The 23,223-nt window shown below is 70.2% G+C and carries 25 protein-coding genes and 1 pseudogene; 14 read left to right on the forward strand and 12 right to left on the reverse strand.

Annotated elements, in window-relative coordinates:
• Positions 1 to 180 precede the first annotated feature (180 nt).
• From ACFYW9_RS23035 to ACFYW9_RS23050, 4 genes are all read right to left on the reverse strand, one after another.
• A complete protein-coding gene (locus ACFYW9_RS23035; RefSeq protein WP_351873668.1) occupies positions 181 to 429 on the reverse strand; it encodes a hypothetical protein in 249 nt (82 codons plus the stop codon).
• Between the two features lie 17 nt (positions 430 to 446).
• Entirely contained in the window at positions 447 to 761 is a 315-nt protein-coding gene (locus ACFYW9_RS23040; RefSeq protein WP_389153382.1) for a hypothetical protein, read from the reverse strand.
• Positions 762 to 853: 92 nt separating this feature from the next.
• Positions 854 to 1,564: a DciA family protein gene (locus ACFYW9_RS23045; protein ID WP_389153385.1), complete on the reverse strand. Its 711-nt coding sequence runs from the start codon at positions 1,562 to 1,564 to the stop codon at positions 854 to 856.
• Between the two features lie 134 nt (positions 1,565 to 1,698).
• Entirely contained in the window at positions 1,699 to 1,872 is a 174-nt protein-coding gene (locus tag ACFYW9_RS23050; protein ID WP_389153388.1) for a hypothetical protein, read from the reverse strand.
• Positions 1,873 to 2,167: 295 nt separating this feature from the next.
• Between ACFYW9_RS23050 and ACFYW9_RS23055 the strand changes: the two genes are divergently transcribed.
• On the forward strand, positions 2,168 to 2,542 hold the full coding sequence (locus ACFYW9_RS23055; RefSeq protein WP_389153391.1) for a hypothetical protein: 375 nt from the start codon (positions 2,168 to 2,170) through the stop codon (positions 2,540 to 2,542).
• A gap of 97 nt (positions 2,543 to 2,639) precedes the next feature.
• Here ACFYW9_RS23055 and ACFYW9_RS23060 read toward each other — a convergent pair whose 3' ends face one another.
• A complete protein-coding gene (locus ACFYW9_RS23060; protein ID WP_389153394.1) occupies positions 2,640 to 2,774 on the reverse strand; it encodes a hypothetical protein in 135 nt (44 codons plus the stop codon).
• Between the two features lie 589 nt (positions 2,775 to 3,363).
• Here ACFYW9_RS23060 and ACFYW9_RS23065 point away from each other — a divergent pair.
• Positions 3,364 to 3,870: a hypothetical protein gene (locus ACFYW9_RS23065; RefSeq protein ID WP_389153397.1), complete on the forward strand. Its 507-nt coding sequence runs from the start codon at positions 3,364 to 3,366 to the stop codon at positions 3,868 to 3,870.
• Positions 3,867 to 4,358: a hypothetical protein gene (locus ACFYW9_RS23070; protein WP_389153400.1), complete on the forward strand. Its 492-nt coding sequence runs from the start codon at positions 3,867 to 3,869 to the stop codon at positions 4,356 to 4,358. Before ACFYW9_RS23065 ends, ACFYW9_RS23070 begins: the two co-directional genes overlap by 4 nt.
• A 141-nt stretch (positions 4,359 to 4,499) precedes the next feature.
• Here ACFYW9_RS23070 and ACFYW9_RS23075 read toward each other — a convergent pair.
• The 5 genes and pseudogenes from ACFYW9_RS23075 to ACFYW9_RS23095 all read right to left on the reverse strand — a co-directional run.
• Positions 4,500 to 5,191 (reverse strand): annotated as a pseudogene (locus ACFYW9_RS23075) (IS5 family transposase); the annotation flags it as partial.
• 53 nt (positions 5,192 to 5,244) lie between these two features.
• Positions 5,245 to 5,718, reverse strand: a complete 474-nt coding sequence (locus ACFYW9_RS23080) for a hypothetical protein (RefSeq protein WP_351874807.1) — start codon at positions 5,716 to 5,718, stop codon at positions 5,245 to 5,247.
• A gap of 158 nt (positions 5,719 to 5,876) precedes the next feature.
• The gene (locus tag ACFYW9_RS23085; RefSeq protein WP_389153403.1) at positions 5,877 to 6,752 is read right to left on the reverse strand and encodes a PhzF family phenazine biosynthesis protein; all 876 of its coding nucleotides are present in this window, start codon (positions 6,750 to 6,752) and stop codon (positions 5,877 to 5,879) included.
• Between the two features lie 28 nt (positions 6,753 to 6,780).
• Positions 6,781 to 7,251 carry a GNAT family N-acetyltransferase gene (locus ACFYW9_RS23090; RefSeq protein WP_389153406.1) on the reverse strand — a complete coding sequence of 157 codons (471 nt, stop codon included), beginning with the start codon at positions 7,249 to 7,251 and terminating at the stop codon, positions 6,781 to 6,783.
• 95 nt (positions 7,252 to 7,346) lie between these two features.
• Positions 7,347 to 7,937 (reverse strand): chloramphenicol phosphotransferase CPT family protein, encoded by a 591-nt coding sequence (locus tag ACFYW9_RS23095; RefSeq protein WP_389153409.1) that lies wholly within the window; start codon positions 7,935 to 7,937, stop codon positions 7,347 to 7,349.
• Positions 7,938 to 8,177: 240 nt separating this feature from the next.
• On the opposite strand from ACFYW9_RS23095, the gene ACFYW9_RS23100 reads away from it, so the two are divergent.
• The 5 genes from ACFYW9_RS23100 to ACFYW9_RS23120 all read left to right on the forward strand — a co-directional run bounded on the left by ACFYW9_RS23100 (position 8,178) and on the right by ACFYW9_RS23120 (position 11,901).
• Positions 8,178 to 8,828 (forward strand): TetR/AcrR family transcriptional regulator, encoded by a 651-nt coding sequence (locus ACFYW9_RS23100; protein ID WP_389153412.1) that lies wholly within the window; start codon positions 8,178 to 8,180, stop codon positions 8,826 to 8,828.
• Between the two features lie 87 nt (positions 8,829 to 8,915).
• A complete protein-coding gene (locus ACFYW9_RS23105) occupies positions 8,916 to 9,524 on the forward strand; it encodes a TIGR03086 family metal-binding protein (protein WP_389153415.1) in 609 nt (202 codons plus the stop codon).
• A gap of 243 nt (positions 9,525 to 9,767) precedes the next feature.
• Positions 9,768 to 10,439, forward strand: a complete 672-nt coding sequence (locus ACFYW9_RS23110) for a HEAT repeat domain-containing protein (RefSeq protein ID WP_389153418.1) — start codon at positions 9,768 to 9,770, stop codon at positions 10,437 to 10,439.
• 3 nt (positions 10,440 to 10,442) lie between these two features.
• Complete coding sequence (locus ACFYW9_RS23115; RefSeq protein ID WP_389153421.1) at positions 10,443 to 11,447, forward strand: HEAT repeat domain-containing protein; 1,005 nt, start codon at positions 10,443 to 10,445, stop codon at positions 11,445 to 11,447.
• Positions 11,448 to 11,532: 85 nt separating this feature from the next.
• A complete protein-coding gene (locus ACFYW9_RS23120; RefSeq protein WP_351874826.1) occupies positions 11,533 to 11,901 on the forward strand; it encodes a VOC family protein in 369 nt (122 codons plus the stop codon).
• A 249-nt stretch (positions 11,902 to 12,150) separates the two neighbouring features.
• On the opposite strand, the gene ACFYW9_RS23125 is transcribed toward ACFYW9_RS23120, so the two are convergent.
• On the reverse strand, positions 12,151 to 14,607 hold the full coding sequence (locus ACFYW9_RS23125; protein WP_389153425.1) for a S8 family serine peptidase: 2,457 nt from the start codon (positions 14,605 to 14,607) through the stop codon (positions 12,151 to 12,153).
• A 232-nt stretch (positions 14,608 to 14,839) separates the two neighbouring features.
• Complete coding sequence (locus ACFYW9_RS23130; protein ID WP_351874832.1) at positions 14,840 to 16,468, reverse strand: phospholipase A2; 1,629 nt, start codon at positions 16,466 to 16,468, stop codon at positions 14,840 to 14,842.
• A gap of 238 nt (positions 16,469 to 16,706) precedes the next feature.
• Here ACFYW9_RS23130 and ACFYW9_RS23135 point away from each other — a divergent pair, with 238 nt between their 5' ends.
• The 6 genes from ACFYW9_RS23135 to ACFYW9_RS23160 all read left to right on the forward strand — a co-directional run bounded on the left by ACFYW9_RS23135 (position 16,707) and on the right by ACFYW9_RS23160 (position 23,162).
• Complete coding sequence (locus ACFYW9_RS23135; protein WP_389153429.1) at positions 16,707 to 17,339, forward strand: hypothetical protein; 633 nt, start codon at positions 16,707 to 16,709, stop codon at positions 17,337 to 17,339.
• Positions 17,340 to 17,474: 135 nt separating this feature from the next.
• Positions 17,475 to 18,392 carry an ADP-ribosylglycohydrolase family protein gene (locus ACFYW9_RS23140; RefSeq protein WP_389153432.1) on the forward strand — a complete coding sequence of 306 codons (918 nt, stop codon included), beginning with the start codon at positions 17,475 to 17,477 and terminating at the stop codon, positions 18,390 to 18,392.
• Between the two features lie 149 nt (positions 18,393 to 18,541).
• Positions 18,542 to 19,249, forward strand: a complete 708-nt coding sequence (locus ACFYW9_RS23145) for a DUF4232 domain-containing protein (RefSeq protein ID WP_389153435.1) — start codon at positions 18,542 to 18,544, stop codon at positions 19,247 to 19,249.
• Positions 19,250 to 19,396: 147 nt separating this feature from the next.
• Positions 19,397 to 20,371 (forward strand): NAD(P)-dependent alcohol dehydrogenase, encoded by a 975-nt coding sequence (locus tag ACFYW9_RS23150; protein WP_389153438.1) that lies wholly within the window; start codon positions 19,397 to 19,399, stop codon positions 20,369 to 20,371.
• Between the two features lie 233 nt (positions 20,372 to 20,604).
• Complete coding sequence (locus ACFYW9_RS23155) at positions 20,605 to 21,360, forward strand: hypothetical protein (RefSeq protein WP_389153441.1); 756 nt, start codon at positions 20,605 to 20,607, stop codon at positions 21,358 to 21,360.
• A gap of 323 nt (positions 21,361 to 21,683) precedes the next feature.
• The gene (locus ACFYW9_RS23160; RefSeq protein WP_389153444.1) at positions 21,684 to 23,162 is read left to right on the forward strand and encodes a glutamate--cysteine ligase; all 1,479 of its coding nucleotides are present in this window, start codon (positions 21,684 to 21,686) and stop codon (positions 23,160 to 23,162) included.
• Positions 23,163 to 23,223: the final 61 nt, after the last annotated feature.

Below are 23,223 nucleotides of genomic sequence, written 5' to 3' on the forward strand. Positions count from 1 at the left end.
CGGTCAGCGCCCGAACTCGCCGCAAAGGAAGGCAGCTTCCCAAGCTGAGGGCTCGACAGCTCAGTACGGCAGCGGAATCTCGTACTCGCCCAACGCAGCGTGAGCTTGCTCCTGCCCGTGTGTAGCCCTCACGCCAAGTCCCCGCTCGCGCTGCCGCAGATGGGGACTCCGCCCTGGGCGTCAGTTCTTCCGGCGACGCCCCTGCGCATAGGGGCCGTGGCGATCATGTTCCCGCCATTCCTCGTCATGAGGGTCACGGTCTTCGGCGCCCGCATTGTCTCCGGGAGTCGAAATGTGTTCCCCCTTGTTGACCTTGGCCAGCAGCGAGGCGAGGGGATCAGGGGGACCATCGCTGAAGCGATCGGAGCCGCGCTCGGGCGGCGGCCCCGGCTCTGTCTCGTCGTGCCGCGCCCGTGATGTATCGCTCATGAGCAGCCCCCTCCGACTCACTGAGATGCACTCGAGGTCTTTCCCTGGAAGGTCGCGGGTAACCCGACTTCGCCCTTGCCCGCTGTGCAATCCTGCCGGAAGCCAACCGCCATCGGACACACTCCAGACCATAGAACCTCGTCGACTCCGAGGTCCTGGTGACGGGCGGCGTGCGCGGCCGCCAGCCGCTGGCGCTCCATGGCATTGGAGTACAACAGCACCGGGATGAGTTCGCCGATGCGGACCAGGTGCTTGCCATACGCGGCTTGAGCCGCCCGGCTGGTCGACCAGCCCGGCCACGGCTCATCCGGGGAAGCTCGGTGTGCGCTCATATCGCGGGAAGTTACCCACCTCTCAGCAGCGGCGAAGCCGGAACCGGCCATCCCGGTCCCGGCCTGCCCCGCTGCTCCCTCTGGCACCCGGCTCACGCCGTGGTCCGCAGTTGAACCGGCTTCCGGGCAGCCGCGGCGGCCGTACCGGACTGCCGGGCAGCACGGTCCTTACGTGCCTGGCGCAGGGCCGCGATCCGGGTCTTTCCGGCGTCGCGGCGACGCTGAGCGCGGGCCGCCTCGATCGAGGCCGACGCCTCGTCAGGCTCGGGGAACACACGGGCGCTCAGCTCGCGCATCGCGCGGGTCTGCCGCTCGACTGCCTGAGCGATGTCCGGGTCCGCCAGGGAGGGTGGGGCTGCCTGGCAGTGTGCGGCGAGCGCCTGGTGGAAGCTGGGTGAGGCCATCTCCCGTGTCTTCACCGGCGCTTCGGGGGCGGCCGTAGGGGCTGGCTCCATGACGCGGGGCGCGGGCGAGGCGCCGACGGGCAGGACCCGCACCGTGCGCACGACGTCAGTGCCGGCCGGCTCGTTCGACGCGGCGACGATGCGCGGGGCGATCAGCCTCAACTGGGTGGCGTACGCGGGCAAGGCGGGGAGCAGGTCCAGTTGCCCGGTCTCAGAATGGAAGGTGACGGCCTGGACGTGGTCGGGCAGCTCCGGCGAGAGGCCGGCCGCGATGTCGGGCCACCGGTCCAACACGGTTCCGCCGGCGGTCAAAACGTCCCAGGCCCGCTCGGTCACCAGCCCGCCGATCGCCGCACCCAGCCCCATAGGCTCGCGCCCGTCACGCCGGACCACCGACATCGTCCGCAGCTTCGGCTGACGTACGGGTGCTGCCGACGTTTCTGCATACCGCCTCCAGCGCGGCCCGCAGCGCCACCCGAGCCAGGCCGACGCCCGACACCGCTCACGACCGCTCCCAGGTGTGTAGCCGAGGTTCAGGAGCCCAGGCGGGACAGACGCTGCACGTCCACGACGAAGGCCCTGGTGAACAGCCGCTGTACCGACGTCTCGCCGTACCGGTCGATGTGGGCGAACACGACCTGGTGGTCACGGACGGCGCGAGTGCACCAGTCCAGGACCTGCTCGGGGGTCAGGTCCTCGAGGACCAACCAACTCCTGGCGGACGTCCTCGCCCTCCGGCTCCGGCGTGGGTGCGGCGGGCACCGCACGCGGGGCGGGCAGCACGACCGGGGCCATCAGCGAGGTCGGGACGTCGGCGGCCGGCTGCGCGGCGGCGGCTTCGGCGCGGGCCTTGGCAGCAGCCTGCTGCGGGCTATCCCCGCGGGCCCAGGGACGACCCAAGAGATCGCAGTGAGGCCGACTGCCGACTGATCGTTCGGATGTCAGGCGACCAGCAGACAGTCCGCGATCGGGACGGGCAGAGCCGCTTGGGATCATGGAGAGGTGAACACCCCGAACGATCCCGATGACCCGATCCAGCAGCTGGTGGGCCTGGACGTCAGGTCCGTGTGCTTCGTAGCCGACTACGTCGAACTGCACTTCGACCCCAACGGAGAGGTCCTGCGCGCCATCAGCGACCCCTTCGGCGTGCAGGACGGCCGTGAATGGCGCTTCCCCCAGCCCGGATCAATGGACCTGCTGCACCGCTACATCGGCAAGACCGTCGACGGCTACGAACTCGACCCCGACCGGCTCCTCGCACTCCATTTCGGCGAGGATCGATTCGTCATCCCCCTCGACGACGCCACGCGCGTGGGCCCCGAAGCAGCCCACTACCTCGGCCCCGACGGCGTCCCAGGAGGAATGTGGATCTGGTGACCGTAGAGGACGCACCGATCCAACCAGCCCCAGCGAGCCCTTAGGGCGTGCAGATCTTCAACTCGTAGCTTTCAGCTTGGTGGTTCGTCGGGATGGCTCAGGCGCACGTGGCGCACCACAGGCTGTAGGAGCGCCAGCGGGTGGCCCGGACGTCCCGGCTGTTCTGCGGCACCGCGGTGGTGAGCTTGCGGGCGGCGGACGCGGAGATCCGCTCGCCGCCGCGGGTGCGCACGTCCGCTTCCGCGCGGGCGGCGCCGGACGGCCGGGGCACGGCCGGTGACGGGGACGAGCTCGGCCGACGTCATCAGGCGTCCTCCTCCAGCGCAGCGGGCGGTGCCTGCCAGGTCAGTGTCTCCAGCGGCGGCCGGACCGGCCGGCGGGAGGCAGGCAGCGGGAGCGCGGCGGCGGCCAGCGGGTCGTATCCGCACCTGGCTGCGCACCGCACTGAACCATGTCACACAAGCGCTGTGACCTGCGGTTTCTAATCCTCGTACGCTGTGGCTCATCAGGGTTTTTCCTCGTACGCCACAGCGCATCAGGTGAAATCCTCATGCGCTGTGGCGTATCTGACCTCATGCGCTGTGGCGCACTTGGCCTCATACGCTGCAGCGCATGTAAACAATAAGAACTCAACAAGAAGAACCAACAAGACGAAGCTCTTCTGTGGTTGCCCATGCCGATCACCCTGCGGACGGTCCCCGGTTGCGGTGATCCCCGGTTGCGGTGATCCTCGGCCGCCGAGGCGACCTCACCCCGAGACGCAAGAACCGGCATCCGGCATTCCTCTCCCCCGGCCCGCGCCCCACCGGAGGAGAGTGCCCGTGAAGCCCCACGTGATCGATGACGAATGGCAGTCCCTTTGGGGGGACCTCCAGGACGCCGCCTATACCGCCCTGTGCGCGGCTCTGCCCGGCCTCGGCCTGTCCCCCACCCCGCCCTACTGCTGCCCCATGACGCTTGCGATCGACAAGCCCGGTGATCTCGGCGAGGGCCGTGTCTGTGTCGACACCGACGCCCGCGCCACCGTCGAGATCGGCGACATCCTGCTGCCCGTGCTGTGTACCGCGGTCGACGAGGTGTTCGGCGAGGCCTGGTTCGACGAAGCAGAGGGCCCGCTGATCGACCAGGAGCCCGGCCGGTTCCCCTACGCCGACGAGAGCACCGGCGCCGAATGGGTGCTGGAGCTGGGCAAGGAGACCGGCAAGGTACTGATCGAGTGCGTGCCCGTCCCGGAGGCCGCCGCGCTCCTCGACGCCATCGCCCGCGAAGCACAGTCGGCCCCTGCGCCGGCTGCCGGGCCTGGGGAAGCTGTCACACTGCCCGCATGACGCACGACGCCACCCGCGCCCACATACGGAACACCACGCTGATCTCCGTCGCCACGGGCGCGGCAGGCGCAGCGGTGGGCGTGGCGGCGGGCGGATGGCACTACGGTCTCGCGGTCGCCGCGACGACCGGAGGCGGAGCGCTGCTCGGCGGGTACATGGCCCGCAACCGTGCCGCCCAGGTGTTCACGGCCGTGGAGTGCGCCACCGCGCTCGGCTACGCCGACGGCCTGGCCCACGGAGTGCTCGCCGCCGTCTCCAACTACGAGGCCGCCGTGTTCCCCGTGAGCCCCGGCGGAGTCACCGAGGACGAGCGCGCCGGGCGCCGCGCCGTCGCCTACCGGCTCGCCGCCGCAGACGGGCTCCCCGGGCCCGTCCGTATGGCCACAGCCGACGCCCTGGCCGCGCTCGACGAAGGCAGCGAGCTCACCTCCGCGGCCGCCGTCCGGCGCCTGTTCGCCGCCGTGCACCGGCAGACCTCGCGACGCTAACCACCCGCGGCGTGCATGTGAGCGTCCTGCTCCAGCCGCTCCATCGTGGCCGTGACCTGCGGCCCAGCGTGCCGGGGCGGGACGGAGACTCCTGCCGTGGCCTCTCGACGCCGTACAGGCCCAACCGACGCCGTGCGTGCCTCGGCGCCGCAGGTGTTCGCGGCACGGGCCGTTGCCGTATCCCTTGTCGGCCGCGATACTGTCGGGCTTCGTGCGGGGCCGGCCCGAACCGACCCGCGGAACACGGATCTTTGCCAGCACCGTCTGGAACCGGGTGCAGTCCGCCCGCTGACCCGGCGTGACGATCAGGGACAGTGGACGACACCGGCCGTCGGCGCTCAGGTGGAGTTTGCTGGTGAACCCGCCCCGCGAGCGCCCCAGTCCCTCACCTCCTGCACCACCTCCACCAGCCGGGCAAGCCGGCTCTGCCACGGCGTTTCGCCCTGATGTTCTGCCGTCTCGGCCCCCTTTGACGCAGGTGCCGGCGGAGGCCCGGTGCGGGCACCGGCCGCGTGCTGATGGGCCCGCACGATGGTGGAGTCCACCGAGATGTCCCAGTCGATCTCGCCCGCGACATCGGCAGCGGCCTGAACCTGTTCCAGCAGCCGCTCCCACGTGCCGTCAGCCGACCACAGCCGGCGGCGTTCACAGACGGTCTTCCACGGCCCGAAACGCTCGGGAAGATCCCGCCAGTGCACCCCGGTCCGCACCCGGTGCAGAATCCCGTCGATCACCTGCCGGTGATCCCGCCACCGGCCACAACGCCCATTGTTCACCGGCAAGAACAGCCGCAGCCGTTCCCACTCCGCATCCGTCAGATCACCCCGCCCCATGCCCACAACAACGACTCAGACACGGGGCAGTCACATGATCGCCCGGACAGCTCCTAGTCGCCCGAGGAGCCGAAGATGCCCAGATGAGTGGGCCTTTCACCGGAGTAGAGGACGACGTAATAGCCGGTCCACCCCATCCGGCGCTCGCCCAGCAGACTCCGCGCGTGTTCCTCGTGGCTCGTCGTCTCAGCGGCGGCGGCGACGAGTCTCTCGTACTGCTCGACCGTGGGGCGGTCGGTGGCGAAGTGGTGAGCCACCCGGCTCGCCGCCAGAGGGCGGAGGGTGCCGTAGTCGGAGGGACGGGACGGGACCGGCGGGGCATCCGTGGCGACGACCGTGTCGATGTCGAGGATCGTATGGGTGCCCTCCGTCCCCATGAACTCCTCGTCCTCGTACAGGTCCTCGATGCTCGGGTAGCTCGATCCGTCGCCGTACTCCTCCTGGAACACCCTGGCCCGCAAGGCCTCCAGAGCCGCCTCGACGTCCCCGTCGTACCTGGTGACGTAGTCCCACCCGCTGGCGCCCATCGAGCCGCCCTCCCTGAAGATCGCGTACGACCGAACGGTAACGGCGGGCACTGACACCGGGGTTCCCGCACCCCGCCGCCGGACGTGTCCGGCTGACGGACGGCACGGTCGCAGGTGTGTGATCGGCCGGACGGCTCCCAACTCCCAGCTCCCAGCTCCTAGTTGATGCGTGTTCCCGCGCCGCCGACGCGGACGCGGGGGTCGCCCGCGCGCAGCGTCACGGTGAGCCGGCCGGGGCGGCCCAGGTCCTCGCCCTGGTGCAGGGTGAGCTCGGCGTCCTCGGGGACGAGGCCGAACTCACGGACGTACGCCCCGAAGGCGGCGGCCGCGGCGCCGGTCGCGGGGTCCTCGACGACACCGCCGACGGGGAAGGGATCGCGGACGTGGAAGACGGTGGCCGTCTCTCGCCAGACCAGCTGGACGGTCGTCAGGTCCAGGCGGTGCATGAGGGCTTCGAGGCGCGCGAAGTCGTACGCGAGATCGGCGAGGCGAGCGCGCGTCGCCGCCGCGAGTACGAGGTGGCGGGCGCCGGCGAACGCGATGCGGGGCGGGAACGCCGGGTCGAGGTCGGCGGCCGGCCAGTCCAGCGCGGCGAGCGCCTCCGTGAGGTCGGCGTCGGCGATCTCCTCGATGTGCGGCTCCACGCTGGTGAGCGTGGCCCGGATCGTCCCGCCCTCCTGGACCACCTCCACCGGCACGACGCCGGCGCGCGTCGAGAACACCAGCTCCCCGGGCCCGATTCGCTCGGCCAGCGCCACGGCCGCCGCGACGGTGGCATGCCCGCAGAACGGTACCTCCGCCTTCGGGCTGAAGTAGCGGACGCTGTAGGTGCGTCCCTCCTGGCCTTCGAGTCCCTCCGGGGGCGAGGTCAGGAACACGGACTCCGAGTATCCGAGTTCGGCGGCGACGGCCAGCATGGCGCTGTCGTCGAGGGCGGTGGCGTCCAGAACGACGCCGGCGGGATTTCCGCCGTCCGGGGTGTCGGAAAAGGCGGTGTATCGCACTACCTCGGGCCGCGGCGCATTCGTCGTCATGATCGCCGGAACGCGGGACACCCGCCGGCTATTCCGGGTCCAGTTCCAGGGCGCCCACCGTCTGGTCGCCGCTGGTCTCCCCCGTGGGCCGGAATCCGAGCGTCAGATAGAACTGTCCGGGGCCGTCCTCACCGGGATGCCAGGTGGTGGTCAGGCGAGTGCCTCCCCGGCGCCGGATCTCGGCGGCCACGGACTGCACGGCGAAGCGCCCGTAGCCCCTGCCCTGCTTTCCGGCCGCGATGTTGAGGCGCCAGAGTCCGGAGCGGAGGTCGGTACCGTCGCCGGTCCAGTCGATGCCGAAGAAGGCCATGAGGAACCCGACGGCCTCGTCGCCGTCGCGGATGAGCCGGGGCCAGGCGATGCCGGGGTGAACGTACGCCTCGGCGAGCGACTTCACCACGGGTGCCACCGCGTGTTCCTGGTCGGGGCGGACCTTCAGACCGATGGCGGTCTCGAGGTTGTCAGGAGTGATCTCTTGCAGGTGCAGCGAAACGGGCATGCCCGAACTCTATGCAGGGACGGCAAGTCGCCCGTCCCCGAATGATCACTGCGTGATGGACTTCCTGGAGGGCTTCCTGGAAGACTTTCGGCGCCTCAGGTACAGGGCCACGGCGAGGCCGAGCGGCGGGACGACGACAAGTAGCGATCACGCAGGCGGGCGAAGGCGGTGGGGCTGGGACGAAGCGGAAGGAACTCTTTGATCCTTTCAGCGCATTCGCGCGGGCTCGACGTGCTGGTGTCGCACTCCAGGTCGTAGTCGCCATGCCGGTGGACGAGGTCGTACTGGTGCGCGGCCAGGCCCGACGGGCGGTCCCCGCGCGCCTGTTCCCGGCGCAGGAGTTCCTCCAACGGACAGTGGACGCCTACGAACAGCACGTCCTCGGCGCGAAGAACCGACAGGCAGTCGATCAACCGCCACGGCTCGCTGAGCACATGGTCCACGACGATGTCGTTGCCGACCTCGGCCATCGCCGCGATCGAGCGGTGAAAGCCCATCCTGGTCCGCCGCAACGCGCTTTCGAGTTCCTCCGCTCCGAGGGCTCGTTCGGTGCGCATCGCGCTGAAGCCGTCCACCGCCAGGTGGAAGAAGACACCGTCGTCGAGAACGTCGAGCAACTCGCGGGCGACACTCGACTTTCCCGAACTGGACGTACCGTTGAGGAAGATGATGCGGCCGGCTGCCATACGGTCATGATCACACAGGTGATCCTGGTGTGTTCATGGTGTCGGAGCCCTCCGCCAGAACCTTCTAGAGTGGTCTGCCGTGAGCCACGATTCGGCGTTCTCCGGTGGTAGCCCCGCGCCCCACGGACCCGGCACACTGCGCGACAGGTCCCGGTTCGCGCGGACCCCGGTCGCACGGATCATGCCCGGCGCCTGCACCGTGGCCGCCGGGTACTCGGCGCCAGGACAGGGAGGGCGTAGATGACCCGGCTCGACGGTCGGCTCGACGGACGGCTCGAACGGGGCAACCGCACACGGCAGTCGGTGCTTCACCGAACGGTCGCCATCGCCTCGGTCGAGGGGCTCGAGGCACTGTCCGCGGGACGGCTCGCGACCGAACTGGGCCTCAGCAAGAGCGGGGTGTTCGCGCTCTTCGGGTCCAAGCAGGAACTTCAACTCGCGACCGTGCGCGAAGCCGGGCGGATCTTCGGCGAGCGGGTGATCCGGCCCTCGGAACAAGTCCCTGCGGGCGTCGGACGGGTGGAGCGGCTGTGCGAGTTGTGGCTCGAGTACTCGCGCGGGCGCGTCTTCCCGGGCGGCTGCTTCTTCTACGGGGTCATCGCCGAGTTCGACGCCCGGTCGGGGCCCGTCCATGACGCGGTGGTGTCGGCCCACCGGGCCTGGACGGCGCTGGTGGAGCGCACGATCGACGAGGCCCGTACGGGCGGCGAGCTGCGACCGGACACCGATGTCCCCCAACTCGCCTTTGAAATCGTGGCGTTGATGGAAGCCGCCAACGCCGTCTCCGTACTGCACGCCGAGGAGACCGCCTATCACCGTGCCCGGTCGGGCATCGCGGACCGGTTGCGGAACGCCTCGGCGGAAGGGGCACCCGCGACCCGCGGGAGCTGATCCCACGGGTCGCCCCTCTCCGCCCGGGGAACTCCTTCGGCTGGAAAACAAATTGAACGATCGGTCGCACATTTTTACGGTCGGATCATGACTGTCACCGGAGCGGACATCGTGGAGCTCGACAGGATCGCCGTGGACGAGGCCCTGCGGGTGGTGGAACTGGCGGAGAACGCGGACTGGGACCGGGACACTCCCTGCGCGGGCTGGAACCTTCGACGGCTCGTGGCGCACATGACCGCGCAGCACCTCGGATTCGCGGCGGCGGCACGCGGAGCGGGCCTGGAGGCAACGCATTGGCAGGAGCAGCCGGACATGGGCGATCCGGCCCTCGTCCACCGGGTGGCCGCGACGGCCGTACTCGCGGCCTTCGCCGAACCCGGCGTGACAGAAAGGGAGTTCGCACTCCCGGAGCTGGGCGGGAGCTTTCCCGGACGGCAGGCCGTCCGCTTCCACTTCGTCGACTACGTGGTTCACGCCTGGGACGTCGCCGCAGCCCTGGGAGTGGGCCTAGAACTCTCCGACGCCGTCCTCGGCGCGGCACTCGCCACAGCCCGACGGGTACCGGCCGATCCGGCCCTCCGCGGCCCTGGAGCCGCCTTCGCGCCGGCACTGGACGTGCCCGGCGGGTCGGGACCCCTCGACGAGACGCTGCGCCTGTTGGGCCGGGAGCCGCACCGGTGGCCCGCAGCCGCCTGACACCACGGATCTCACCCACCACGGATCTCACCCACCCCGGCGTCGTCGCCGCCGGCCGCGGTGCCCGTCCGGTTCGTGGACCCCAGAGGCCGGTCGGATCTCGGTTCGGCCTGGAGACGAGCCGGAGACCGCGCGGTCCGGGCCGGTCCGCTCACGCAGGCGGTACGCGGCCCCCGCGCGCCGGTCCCGTTTGACCTTGACACGGTGGCAAGGCCTTCACTGCGTGCCAAGGAGGTGATCTCGATGACGATCACGAAACGGGACGCCGATGCGGTACGCGTGCTCCGGGCGCTGGAGGACGACAGCTCATCCGTGCGGCTGCGGGCCGCTCTGGCGGCCGGCACGACGCCCGAACCGCGCTTCGTCTCCGGCCTCGTCCGGCGATCCGCGGTCGAGGCGGAGTTCTTCGTCCGCGACATGCTGACCTGGGCGCTCACCCGTCACCCGGTGTCCATGACACTGCCCGCGCTGCTCCGCGAAGTCCGCTCGGACCACGCACAGGCACGAAGCCAGGCGCTGCACACGCTGTCCAAGATCGGGGACCGGCGGGCGTGGCCGGCGATCACACCGAGCCTGCTGTCCGACGCCGACGACGAGGTCGCGCGGAGTGCCTGGCGTGCCGCGGTCGTACTCGTGCCCGCGGGCGAGGAGGCTTCCCTGGCCGCGGAGTTGGCGACTCAGCTCGGGCGCGGCGAGCGGGAGACGCAGCTCAGTCTCAGCCAGGCCCTGACCGCGCTGGGAGAGGTGATCGTGCCGGTCCTGCTCGCCGCGACGACGGCGCCCGCCCCGCGCGTACGTACGCACGCGCTCGCCACCCAGCGACTGCTGCGCGATCCCGACGCCGGATTCGAGGGGGCGATCGAGGAGGCGAAGCGCGTCGCTGTTCTCGACGGGCCTGGTCAGGAGGGACGATAGAGCGTGTTGATCGGTGAGGTGGCGCGACGGTCCGGTGTCAGTGCCCGCATGCTGCGGCATTACGAGGCGCTCGGTCTGGTGCGTCCTTCGGGGCGTACCGGCTCCGGCTACCGGAAGTACTCCGGGGACGACATCAGGCGGATCTTCCATATCGAGAGCCTGCGGTCGCTGGGTCTGTCGCTGCGTGAGATCGGGCGCGCTCTCGACGATCCCGGTTTCGCACCCTCGTCGCTCGTCGAGGGCCTTGTCCGCCAGACGCGCGAACGCATCGCGGCCGAGACCGAGTTGCTCACGCGGCTGCGCAGGATCCACGCCGCGGAACCCGCCGACTGGGAAGACGTCCTCCAAGTGGTCGCGCTCCTCCAGGCGTTGGCCTCGAAGAGCGCCGACGCACGGCAGCGCGCCGCCCTGTCCTCGGCCGGCGAGGTTCCGGTGCCGGTGGAGGCCCTGGTCGAGGCAGTACTGAGCGAGACGGAGCCGAACGTCGCCGGGGCCCTTCGGTGGGCACTGGCGCGCTCCGGCGACCGCGGACCGGAGCTGCTCGCGGAAGGCCTGACCTCGCCGTCGGCCGCGGTACGGGAACGCGCCGTCCAGTCGCTCGCCGAGATGCCCGGCGACGAGGCCACCGCGTATCTGCGAGCCGCCCTCGCGCACCCCGACACCGTGGTCCGCGGCCATGCGGCTCTGGCGCTCGGGGCACGGGGCGTGACCGATGCGGTCCCGACGCTCGTCGACATGATCGTGGAGGGACGCAACGACACCGACGCGGCGGACGCGCTGAGCGTGCTGGCGAGCGACACCGCGACGACGGACGATCTCGCGAACCGGCTCCTCGACCGTCTCGCCCGCCCCACCACGGGAGCGCCCGCGCGCGGACGGCTGACCCAGGCGCTGGCCGGCATCCCGGGGACAAGAACGTACGACGCCCTCGTGGAACTGTCGAAGGACGCGGACCGTGCCGTCGCCCTGACCGCGGCGTATCTTCTGCACCTGCGCGACGCACGGTGACACAGGTCCCCGCGGCGTTGTCAGGGCGATGTCTCGGGTCTGTCCGCTCGGTCCGTCAGCTCGGTCCGTCCGTCAGAATCAGGGCATGCTGAAAGTAGGTTCCGTCGTCCTCGGTGTCTCGGATGTGCCGCGCGCGGCCGCGTTCTGGACGGAGGCCCTGGGCTACGTCCCCCGCGACGCGCCGGAGGACGACTGGGTGGTGCTGGTGCCGGCGGTCGGAACCGGAGTGCGGCTGTCACTCGGCCTCAGCGAGACGCCGGTGCAGGAGCATCCGCGGATTCACCTGGATCTGTACGCCGGGGACGCCGCCGACCAGGCTGCGGAGGTCGAGCGCCTGGTGTCTCTGGGCGCGCGGCGCGTCGACTGGGATCTCTATCCGGACGACGCCGACTTCGTCGTCCTCGCCGATCCCGACGGCAACCGCTTCTGCGTCATCGACACCGGTCACCATTGACGGGATTGCCCTCATGGGCGGATCGGCTACGTGCGGGACTCTCCAGGCCCAGGGGCGTTCCCCTCACCGCAACGGGCGCAAGATGAGCTGCTGTTGGGAGTCGCGGGGGGGCGGGGCGGTCTCGGAGGGGCCGATAGGCGCGCTGCTCGGCGTCACCACCGACTACGGGACGGAGCCCCGGGCGGCAGTGTGTTCCGCCACCCGGGGCTCCGTGTTCCGGTGTGCTCTGTCAGGTGATCGGGTCAGGGATCAGGTGGTTCTGGTCCGGTCCCAGGTCCAGGAGCCGGTGCCCGAGTCCCAGACCTTGACGGGGTTGTTGAAGCCGGCGCCGGTGGAGGTGAAGGTCCACAGGGCCGAATGGCCGCGCCCGTCGGAGGTGTTGGCGTACTTGTACAGAGCGCCGACGTCCGACTTGCCGTCGCCGTTGAAGTCACCCGCCACGAGCTTGCTGAAGTCCGCGGTCCAGGAACCGGTGCCCGAGTCCCACAGCTTGACGGGGCTTCTGAAGTCGGCGCCCGTGGAGGTGAAGGTCCACAGGGCCGAGTGACCCCGTCCGTCGGAGGTGTTGGCGTACTTGTACAGAGCGCCGACGTCCCACTTGCCGTCACCGTTGAAGTCACCGGACACCAGGTCGTTGTTCTCCCAGTGCCAGTCGCCGGTGCCCGAGTCCCACAGCTTGAGCGGCTTGTTGAAACCTGCGCCGGTGGAGGTGAAGGTCCACAGGGCCGAATGGCCGCGCCCGTCGGAGGTGTTGGCGTACTTGTACAGGACGCCGACGTCCCACTTGCCGTCACCGTTGAAGTCACCGGACACGAGCTTGCTGAAGTCCGCGGTCCAAGAACCGGTGTCGGAGTCCCACAGCTTGACAGGGCTCCTGAAGTCGGTGCCCGTCGAGGTGAAGGTCCACAGCGCCGAATGGCCGCGCCCGTCGGAGGTGTTGGCGTACTTGTACAGGACGCCGACGTCCCACTTGCCGTCACCGTTGAAGTCACCGGACACCAGGTCGCTGTTGTCCCAGTGCCAGTCACCGGTGCCCGAGTCCCACAGCTTGACGGGGGCGTTGAAGCCGCTGCCCGTCGAGGTGAAGGTCCACAGCGCCGAGTGACCGCGCCCGTCGGAGGTGTCGGCGTACTTGTACAGGACGCCGACGTCCCACTTGCCGTCACCGTTGAAGTCACCGGAGACGGTCTTGCTGAGGCTCCAGTTCCAGGACCCGGTTCCCGAGTCCCACTCCTTCACCGGGTTGTTGAAGCCGCTGCCGTTCGAGGTCTGCAGCCACAGGCCGGAGTGACTGGTGCCGTCGGAGTTGGCTCCGTAGTCGTACAGGTAGGCGGCGTCGGACTTGCCGTCACCGCTGAAGTCGCCGGGCTTGTCCGACTTGTAGGCGAGTGCCTTGCCGATGTCGATGCGGGTGGTGGTGGCGCCGGTGTAGGTGATGGGCTTTCCGGTGGACTTCAGCAGCTCTTCGAGGGCGGCGATGCTTTTGGTGGGGAACGCCTGGCGAAGGAGGGCGAGGGCGCCGGCCACGTGCGGGGCGGCCATGGAGGTGCCGGTCTTGGAGACGTATCCGCCGCCGGGGACGGAGGAGACGATGCTGGTGCCGGGAGCGAAGAAGTCGAGCAGCGGGCCGCGGTTGGTGAAGGCGGACACTTCGTCGTCGTCGGTCGTGGCACCGACCGTGAGGGCGGAGGAGACGCAGGCGGGCGCGCTGACCGCGTCGGTGTATCCGTTGTTCCCGGCCGCGACGACGGTGGCGACACCGGAGTCGAGCAGCTGGTCGATCACCGCCTGGCGGGGGTCGCTCTCGCAGGCACCGGCGTACCGGCCGCTGCCGAGGCTGAGGTTGGCCGCGACGATCGGTGTCCCGGACTGCTTGAGTTCCCACACCTTCTCGAGCCCCGCGAGCTGGGCGCTGGTGAAGCTCCCGACACAGGGTGCGGCGCCGGCGCCGCAGAAGTCCTCCGAGCTGAACTTGCTGAAGATCTGGATGGCGACGATGCCGGCCCCGGGAGCGACGCCGCGAGCGGGGGCTCCGGTGATGTCCTTGCCGTTGCCCGCGGCGATACCGGCCACGTGGGTTCCGTGGTCGCATTCGGCGACGGTCGCGCACGGCCCGGTCTCGGAGTCGGCCGAGCCGGTGCCCTCCTGCTCCTCGGCGCCGTTGGGGCACAGACTGGTGGCGGAGGAGTCGGCGTCGGCCGGCGAGAAGCACGCCTCGGCGACGACCCGTCCCTTCAGGAACGGGTGACTGGTGGCGACTCCCGTGTCCAGCACGGCGATCGCGGTGCCCGCACCGGTCTTGCCCGCTGCGGCGGGCGCGGTTCCGCCGATGAGGGGGATGCTCTGGTCCAGTGACGGCCGCGCCGGAATGTCCTCGGTGACGCTGACCACGTTGCTCTGGGCGGCCAGTTGCTCCAGGCCGGCCTGGTCCACCTTGACCGTGACCAGCGGCAGGGTCTGGAAGGTCTGCACCGTCCTGCCCGTGCCGGCCGCGGCGGGCAGGTCCGCGCGCTGCTTGGTGAGGACGTTGACGCGGACCTTCTTGCCGTTCGCGGTCTTGTCGTAGAGCGGCGGGTCGATGGGGTCGGAAGTGGCTTCAGCGGCTGTCGGGGGGCTCAGTGGCGCGGACGCCTGGGCCGGTATCGCAGCGGCGAGGGAGAGGGCCGTCATCGCGGTGACGACCGTCATCCAGCTCGTTCTCTTCATAGCGCCTCGGTGAACAGGGGGCTCGTCCTGGCCCGGCCGTGGGAGGCAGGCGTGACTCAGCCCGGAGCGACGTGTGGAGGACAGCGGTGTGGTGCCGGGAAGTGCTGCACGGGTCCGCCGGGGAGGGGAGCCGGGTGGCGAGAGGTCTGCGCCACCCGGCTCCGTCATGCCCGGCCGGCATGCTCGTGCGTGATGTTGCGCTACGCGCCGTCAGAAGACGCCGCGGTCTCGGTCAGGTCGCGTTGGCGCCGTTCCTCGGGTTGCCCGCCAGGCCCACGGCCCGGAAGTAGCTGTACGCGAGGGAGTAGCACTTCGGCCTCTTGGTGATGAAGTAGGCCTTGCAGCTGTACGTCTTCATCGTGGTGTAGAAGACGTTGTCGACGGCGCCCTTCTTGCTGCGGTCGAGGTAGTACCTGTAGCCCTTGTACGTGTTGCCGATCAGGCCGTAGCCGTAGTCGTGCGTGTCGCACGCGGTCCGGAAGTCGAAGCCGTAGGGCCTGCTGATGTTGGGGCCGGGAGTGCTGCAGCCGTCGTAGATGATGCCCGCGACGCGGAACCCGGTCGGCGTGTACCTCCAGTACGGCTTGTGCCAGCCGTAGTGCGCGGCCCATGCGGCGCAGCCGCTCTTGAGGTACCACATCCAGTCCATCGCGCGGTCGCAGTGACGGGGGTAGGCCTGCGGGTCGGTGATCTCTCCGTCGGAGAAGTCCGTCGCCGGCGGGGCGGTGGCGGCCTCGTCGGTGATGCCGGCCGCACCCTCGAGGGGCGCCTCCGAGCTCGGGCGTGCGGGGCCGACCGGCTCGACGTCCGGGGCGGCCGAACTGCCCGGGAAACTCAGGTCCCAGTCGCCGTTGGACGGCGAGGTGACGTCGGAGACACGTCCGATGGAGTCGTAGGCGTACGAGGAGACCGGCTCGGTGCCCTCGGCCGGGTTGGCCACCGAACGCAGCAGGCCCGAAGCGTCGTAGGAGTAGCGCGCGAGCGTCTGCGTCGTCGCGCCGGTGGTGACGCTGATCTCCTTGGCGCGCCCGGTGAACTCGCCGGGGGTCGTGCCACCGGCCGTCGTGGCGGTCGAGTAGCTGACCTTCAGCGACTGCGCCGGGGTGTCCCCGACGGGGGCCTCCGTGACGGTGGAGACCCGGCCCTTGGTGTCGTAGCCGACGGTGGAGAGACTGCCGTCGGCCACGGTGCCCACGCCGGTGACGCGCCAGGCGTCGGTACCCGGGGCGGCCTGCTTCCAGGTGTAGGTGGGGGTCAGCTTGTCGATATTGACGGGAGCGTCGGCATCGGTGTCGGCGGACTGGTCCGCGTCCGCGGCTGATCCGGCCACGCTGACGACCTCGGCGATGGTGGACACCAGGGTGCCTGACGTCTCGTCGAACCTGGCGGTCTCGGTGAGCTTGTCGCCCTCGGTGGTCGCGTACTTCTTGACGCCGCCGCCGCTCGGATAGTCGACGCTGCTCTTGAGAGCGTAGGTGATCGGGGTGTTCGTGGTGAGGTCGGTGACGACGACGGAGTCGGTCTTCCGCTCCAGCTTGCGGTCGAGCTGGCCCCCCACGAACTCGGCTTTCCAGCCCGGACCGAAGACGCCCATGTCCGCGCGGGACGCGGGTGCGGACTCCGGCTCGGCGACACCGCCCGCCTGGGCGCTGACGGTGTGGCTGCGGCTCATGAGGCCTTCTGCCACGTCCGTCTCGTAGATCTCGAAGGACTGCTCCGCGGTCGAGTACTGACCGGGGCCGACCTGCTGGATCTCGCCGTCCGCCAGCGGCTGATCGACGACTGCGGCCGCCGCGGCGGGCGGTGCGCCCGAAGGCGCCGCACCCGCCACCCCCTGCGGGAGCAGCAGGGATAAGGACATTGCGGCAAATACGGGCAGCGCAATTCTGCGCACGAGTTCCCCCCTCGTGTTGAAAATGTGAATGACTCTTCAAGGAACGGTGCGGACAGTAGATCAGGTCTGTTCGCTCGCACAACCCCCTTAAAAACAAAGGGAGTTGGCCGTTCTTCGGGCAGAAGAACAAACCTGCCCGGCTACTCATCCCGCCTGAGTACGCGTACTCAGGCGGGATATGGAGCGCAGGCCGGAGACTGTGCGGATGACACGTAGCCCCGTCTCCATCGGCGCTTCGGCTCGCACGGGGCGCATCCTCGTGACTGCCGCTCTGGGCGCTCTGGCGCTGTCCGGCTGCGGCGGTGACGAGCCGAGTGGCGATGGATCACGGAGCGGCCCGCCCGAGAACGCCGGCTCCGAGGTGAATGCCGCGTCGTCGGCCGAGCAGGCGGCGTTCGCGGCCATGCTCGACAAGGTTGCGCAGCCGTGTTCTTCGACCGACGGGGCCGCTTCGGGACCGACTGACAAGAAGCCGACCGGTCCGGACGGGCAACAGAGCCTCGCCCCTGGGGAGACTCCACCGCCCGGCCCGATCGAGCCGGGCGCCCCGACAGGGCCCGAGACGGAGTTGAGCGACCGCGATCGGTGCGCGAGCGTCCAGCACGAACAGCGCATCATCCAGGCATTGCAGGCGGTCCCGGAACCCACCCCCACCAAGGTCCGCAAGACCCTCAACAGCCTCGGGTACATCGACGAACGCATCCACGGCCTCAAGCAGGACGGCGAGGCCACGCGCTTCCGCCTCGACCTGCGCGAGAGCGGCGGCCGACTCTGCGAAGCGGGTCTGGCAGCGGGCGAGGAGACCGATGTGACCGTATGCGCGGCCCCTGCCACCTGAGGGTGTGCCGTTGCTCGAGGGGACAAGCCCCTGTCCTGGTGGTGACCGTGGTCGCCCGGCGGCATGCCCGAACCAGAAGCGTGCCCGCGCCGATAACGGAGTGCCGGAGTGCCGTCGCGCTGTGATACTGCTCCGATGATCAACGTGCCTGCCGCCGCTCTGGACTCGCTGAACGGGCTTGCCTTCGGTGACGCTTTCGGTGACCGTTGGTTCGGCATCCTGCGCCGGAACGGTCCCGCGGCCCTCGAGGCGCGGACGCTGCCCCCGGAGCCGCTGTGGCGGTGGAGCGACGACACGGCCCAGGCCCTCGTCCTCGTGCGCGAACTCGCCGAGGGCGGCGGCACCATCGACCAGGACCGCCTCGCCCTGCGCTTCGCGGCCGCCTACACCGAGGACACGCACCGCGGTTACGGAGCCTCGATGCATGACGTGCTCCGTCGGATCGGCACGGGCGAACCCTGGCGGGAGGTGGTCGCCGGACAGTTCGGCGGCCTGGGTTCCTGGGGCAACGGCGCGGCCATGCGCGCCGCCCCGCTCGGCGCCTGGCACGCCGCCGACCTCGACACGGTCGCCGAGGAGGCCGCCCGTCAGGGCGCGGTCTCGCACCACCACCCGGAGGCGGTGACCGGGGCGGTGGCGGTCGCCCTCGCCGCGGCGCTGGCAACGCGCAGCCGGGGCGGAAGCGCTCCGGCACGACCGGACTTCCTCCAGGCCGTCGCCGAACGACTCCCCGACAGCGACGTCCGGTCGGGGGTGCGGATCGCGGCCCGGATGCCGGAGCGCACCTCGGTGCGGCACGCCGCGGAGGTCCTCGGCTCCGGCTACAGGATGTCCGGGCCCGACACCGTGCCCTTCGCGCTGTGGTGCGCGGCGGGGTACCTCGACGACCTGCACGAGGGCCTGTGGTTCACGGTCGCCGGGCGCGGTGACATCGACACCACCTGCGCCGTCGCGGGCGGGGTGATCGCCGCTCGCACGGGAGTCGCCGCTCTTCCCCCGGCCTGGCACACGGCCCGGGAACCGCTGCCCCCGGTCGTGTCGGAGCCGGCGTAGGAAAGGGTGTCCGGTGCCTCGCGTGTAACAGGCCTGTATTACCCGGTGGTCGGGCGGAACGCGTGCCGGGTCGGACCGGCTCTTGGGGTTCGGAAACGCTCGCTCGTACCGAGCGGCCGGCACTACCGACCGATACCGAGGATGAAACGATGCGCGTTCACAGGCTCACCTTCGCCGCCCTGGCCGTCGCCGCGGGTCTCTCGCTCACGGCCTGCCAGAACGGGGACGACGGTACGGGGCAGAGCGCACCGTCCGCCACGTCCCATGGGTCCGCCCCGGGCGGCGGTTCGAGCTCGAACGGTGCGGATCAGGGAGGGGGTTCGGACTCGGGCGGTTCGGACTCGGGTGGTTCGGATCAGAGCGGCGGGGCGGGTACCGGGAAGGGCTCGACCGGGAAGGGCTCGACCGCCGGTACCGGCTCCGGCGCGAGCGGCAAGGTCGACCGGTGCCACACCGACGAGCTGGAGGTCACCGCGAAGGACAACACCATCGACGGCGACCCCGACGGCACCGTCGCGGTGGAATTCAAGAACGGCGGCGGCCGGGACTGCGCGATTTCCGGGTACGCGGGCGTCGACCTGAAGACGAGTTCGGGAACGGTGTCCGCGAAGCGCACCGGTGCGTCGGCCGGCCAGAGCATCCTCAAGAACGGGCAGTCGATCGCCTTCGGCATCACCTACCCGCTCAACAAGTCGGGCGGCTCCGGCGTCCGCGTCACCGGCCTGCTGGTGACCCCGCCGAACGAGACGAAGACGGTCACCCTCGCCTGGCCGGGCGGCCCCACGCTGCCCGTGACGGACGGCGCCGGCGCCCCGGTGAAGGTCGGCCCGGTCGGAAGCGCCGGTCAGGGCGGCTGACCCCCGCGCCCGGGAACCGCCTCCGCGCGTCACCTAGGGATTCGCCCCGATACCCATGCCGTCGTCGCTTGCCTACCATCGTGAGTGGTGCTGAACATCCGGTCAGCCGTTCCATCCCGCACCGAACTCGTGCGTCACGGAGGCCCGATGAAGGCGATCGCCCAGGACCGGTACGGCTCACCCGACGTCCTGGAACTCAGAGAGGTCGACACGCCGGCCGTCGCCGACGAAGAGGTACTGGTCCGCGTCCACGCGGCCTCGGTCAACGCCCGCGACTGGCACCTCATGCGGGGCGACCCGTACCTGGCGCGCCTGGGACTCGGGGTGAGCGGTCCGAAGACGAAGATCAGGGGCACGGACTTCGCGGGCCGGGTGGAGGCGGTGGGCAGAGCCGTGAAGCGGTTCCGTCCCGGCGACGAGGTGTTCGGCGAGACCGAGAGCGCGTTCGCCGAGTTCGTGTGCGCCTCGGACGACGTGGTGGAGCCGAAGCCGGCCGCGCTGTCCTTCGAGCAGGCGGCCGCGTTGCCGCTGGCGGGGAACACCGCGCTGATGGGCCTGCGGGACCTGGCCCAGGTACAGCCGGGGCAGGAGGTACTGATCAATGGCGCGTCAGGAGGTGTGGGCACCTTCGCGGTGCAGATCGCCAAGGCGTTCGGCGCGGAAGTGACGGGCGTGTGCAGTGCGCGAAACGGCGAACTGGTTCGGTCACTGGGCGCGGATCACCTCATCGACTACGCCCAGGAGGACTTCACCCGGAACGGACAGCGGTACGACGTCGTCTTCGACCTGGTGGGGAACCACTCGTTGACCGGGTTCCGCCGCGCCCTGAAACCCACGGGGACGATCGTTCTCTCCGGTGGGGGCGTATTCGAAGGCGGGAGTGTCATCGGGCCGATGGGGCTCCTCATCAGGGGGCAGGTGATGTCACGCTTCGCCCGCCACCGGCTGCTCGTCCTCGTGGCGACACCGAGCAAGGAGAACCTGGCGGCCCTGCGGGAACTCGCCGACTCCGGGAAACTCACTCCTGTCATCGACCGCACCTACCCCCTGAGCGAAGCTGCCGAGGCCGTCCGGTACCTCGAAGGGGAACACGCGCGCTCGAAGGTGGTCATCACCGTCTGACGACGAGCTCTGTCCGTCCGGTCCGGGTCCAGGACGCCGTCCCCCACCAGGAGCGCGGCCACCGGGTGCACCGCGGCGATCCTACTGCCTCGCGACCGGCCGGGCGGTAGAGTCCGTCCGTGCGTTGATCTTCCAGGTGGCCGCCCCGCGCGGCCGCGGACGGTACGGGGCGCCTCGTAACGCGGTAGCCCCCGGCAGGCACACCCGTCGTCACCTCACCGGAGATCCGTACCATGCGTGCTCAACAGCCTCTCGGCTACGACGCGTTCGTCGAACTCGCCACCGCCGACCCGGCCGTCGTCGGCCTCGTCCTCAAAGGGTCCCGAGCCCATGACGGCATGACCACCCCGTACTCCGACCACGATCTCTACGTCGTCGTCGCCGACGGCACCAGTGCCGATCCGACCCGGTTCGCGAGCCATCGCGGGACCGGACTCGACCTCGTCGTCGTCACGCTCACCGAGTTCCGTGGAGCCGGGATCCCGGGGTGGGAACGCTATGCCCTCGCCCGTGCCCGGATCGTGCTCGACCGGCTCGACGGAGGCATCGCCCGTGTCCTCGGCCGCTGGGCACGGCTGGATGCCGACGAGGCGTTCCGGAGCTCCGGCGAATGGCTCGACGCCTACGCCAACTCCCTCTACCGCTCCGTCAAGAACCACCGCGACGGCCTGGCTCTCGCCGCTCGTCTCGACGCCGCCGACAGCATGCGGCTCCTGCTCGAGCTGCTCTTCGCTCTGGACCGCCGCCCCCGCCCGTACAACAAGTACCTGGAGTGGGAGCTCGCCCGGTACCCGCTGCCGGGCTGGGACACCGACGCGCTGCTGCGTGCCGTGGACCGCGTCTCGGCCACGGGTGACACAGCCCTGCAACGGCACCTGTTCGCCCGTGTCGAGAAAGCTGCCAGGGCGGCCGGACACGGCGACGTGCTGGACGCCTGGGGCGACGACCTCGGCCTCATGCGCCCCTCTGTCGAAGGCGACGGCAGGTGACGGGAGCCCGAGTGAGGGCGCGGCCGTCCGTAGGGCCTGTCTGACAATTCCCGTCTGCCCGGCCCTAGGGGGATCCCTCCCTGGAAAGGGCTGGACCACCACGCGGGATCCATCGCCGGACGGGCCAAACCACTGCGGGGGATCCGCTCCCGGAAAGGGCCGGACCACCGCGGCCCCGGCCACCTTCCGAAACGGACCGGACACCACAGGTGACCGCCGTCCCCGGCTCCGGCCCGGGGTGCGGGAGCGTCCCGCATGGTCAGACCCGCCCCATGGTGCGACGCTGGAGGGGAGAGGTATCCGTGGGGCCACCGGGAGGACCGATGGGACGCGACGTTCCGGCGCTGGTCTTCACCCGCGAGGACCGTCGCCGGTACCGGATCAAGATGCAGGAATGTCTCGACGCCTTCTCGCAGATGCTGCGGGAGTCACGGTTCGACGTGGAGCGCCCCCGGGTGGGCCTGGAGATCGAGCTGAACCTGACCGACATCGAGGGCGAGCCGACGATGCGGAACGCCGACGTGCTCGACGCCATCGCGGACCCCGCCTGGGACACCGAGCTGGGCCGGTTCAACCTGGAGATCAACGTTCCGCCCCGGCGGCTGATCGCGGGCGGCCCCGACGCCTGGGAGGAAGAGATCCGCGCCGCCCTGAACCACGCGGACGAGCGCGCCAGGACGATCGGCGTCCATCTGATCATGATCGGCATCCTGCCCACCCTGCGGGAGACGGACGTCGGACCGGACGCCCTGTCGGAGAACGCCCGCTATCAACTGATCAACGAGCAGGTCTTCGCGGCGCGCGGCGAGGATCTGCTCATCGAGGTGGACGGCGTCGACCATCTGCGGACCTACGCGGACACCATCACGCCGGAGGCCGCGTGCACGAGCACGCAGTTCCATCTCCAGGTGTCGCCGGAGGAGTTCGCCGACTACTGGAACGCGGCGCAGGCGATCGCCGGGGTCCAGGTCGCGCTGGCGGCCAACTCGCCCTTCCTGTTCGGCAAGGAGCTGGCGCACGAGACCCGTATCCCGCTGTTCGAGCAGGCGACGGACACCCGCCCGCAGGAGATCAAGGCGCAGGGCGTACGGCCCCGGGTCTGGTTCGGGGAACGGTGGATCACCAGCGTCTTCGACCTCTTCGAGGAGAACCTGCGCTACTTTCCCGCGCTGCTGCCCCTGTGCGAGGACCAGGACCCCACGCAGACGCTGGACCACGGGGACACACCGGAGCTGCCCGAACTCACCCTGCACAACGGGACGATCTACCGGTGGAACCGTCCGGTCTACGCCGTCGCCGAGGGCAGGCCGCACCTGAGAGTCGAGAACCGCGTGCTGCCCGCGGGCCCGACGGTCGCCGACACCCTCGCCAACGGCGCGTTCTACTACGGTCTCACCCGCGCCCTGGTGGAGGAGGACCGGCCGGTGTGGTCGCGGATGTCCTTCTCGGCCGCCGAGGACAACCTGCACGCCGCGGCCCGGAACGGTATCGACGCCCGGCTCTACTGGCCGGGAACGGGTGAGGTGCCGGTGCCCGAACTCGTCCTGCGGCGGCTGCTGCCGCTGGCGCACCGGGGCCTGGAGCTCTCGGGCATGGACGAGGCCTGGCGGGAGCCGCTGCTCGGCATCATCGAGCAGCGGTGCGTCACCGTGCGCAACGGAGCGGTCTGGCAGAAGGAGATGCTGCACCGCTTCGAATCGTCGGACCACTGCGGCCGTCACGAGGCCCTGCGACGCATGACCCGGCAGTACATCGACTACATGCACCTCAACGCACCGGTCCACACCTGGCCGGTGGACTGACGCCCGCCGGGAGCACGTGTGCCGGGGACCGGCTTCGGCCCTCCCCCGACGCCCGGGCCGA

Source organism: Streptomyces sp. NPDC002698 (genome assembly GCF_042888945.1).
In the GTDB taxonomy this organism is placed as follows: domain Bacteria; phylum Actinomycetota; class Actinomycetes; order Streptomycetales; family Streptomycetaceae; genus Streptomyces.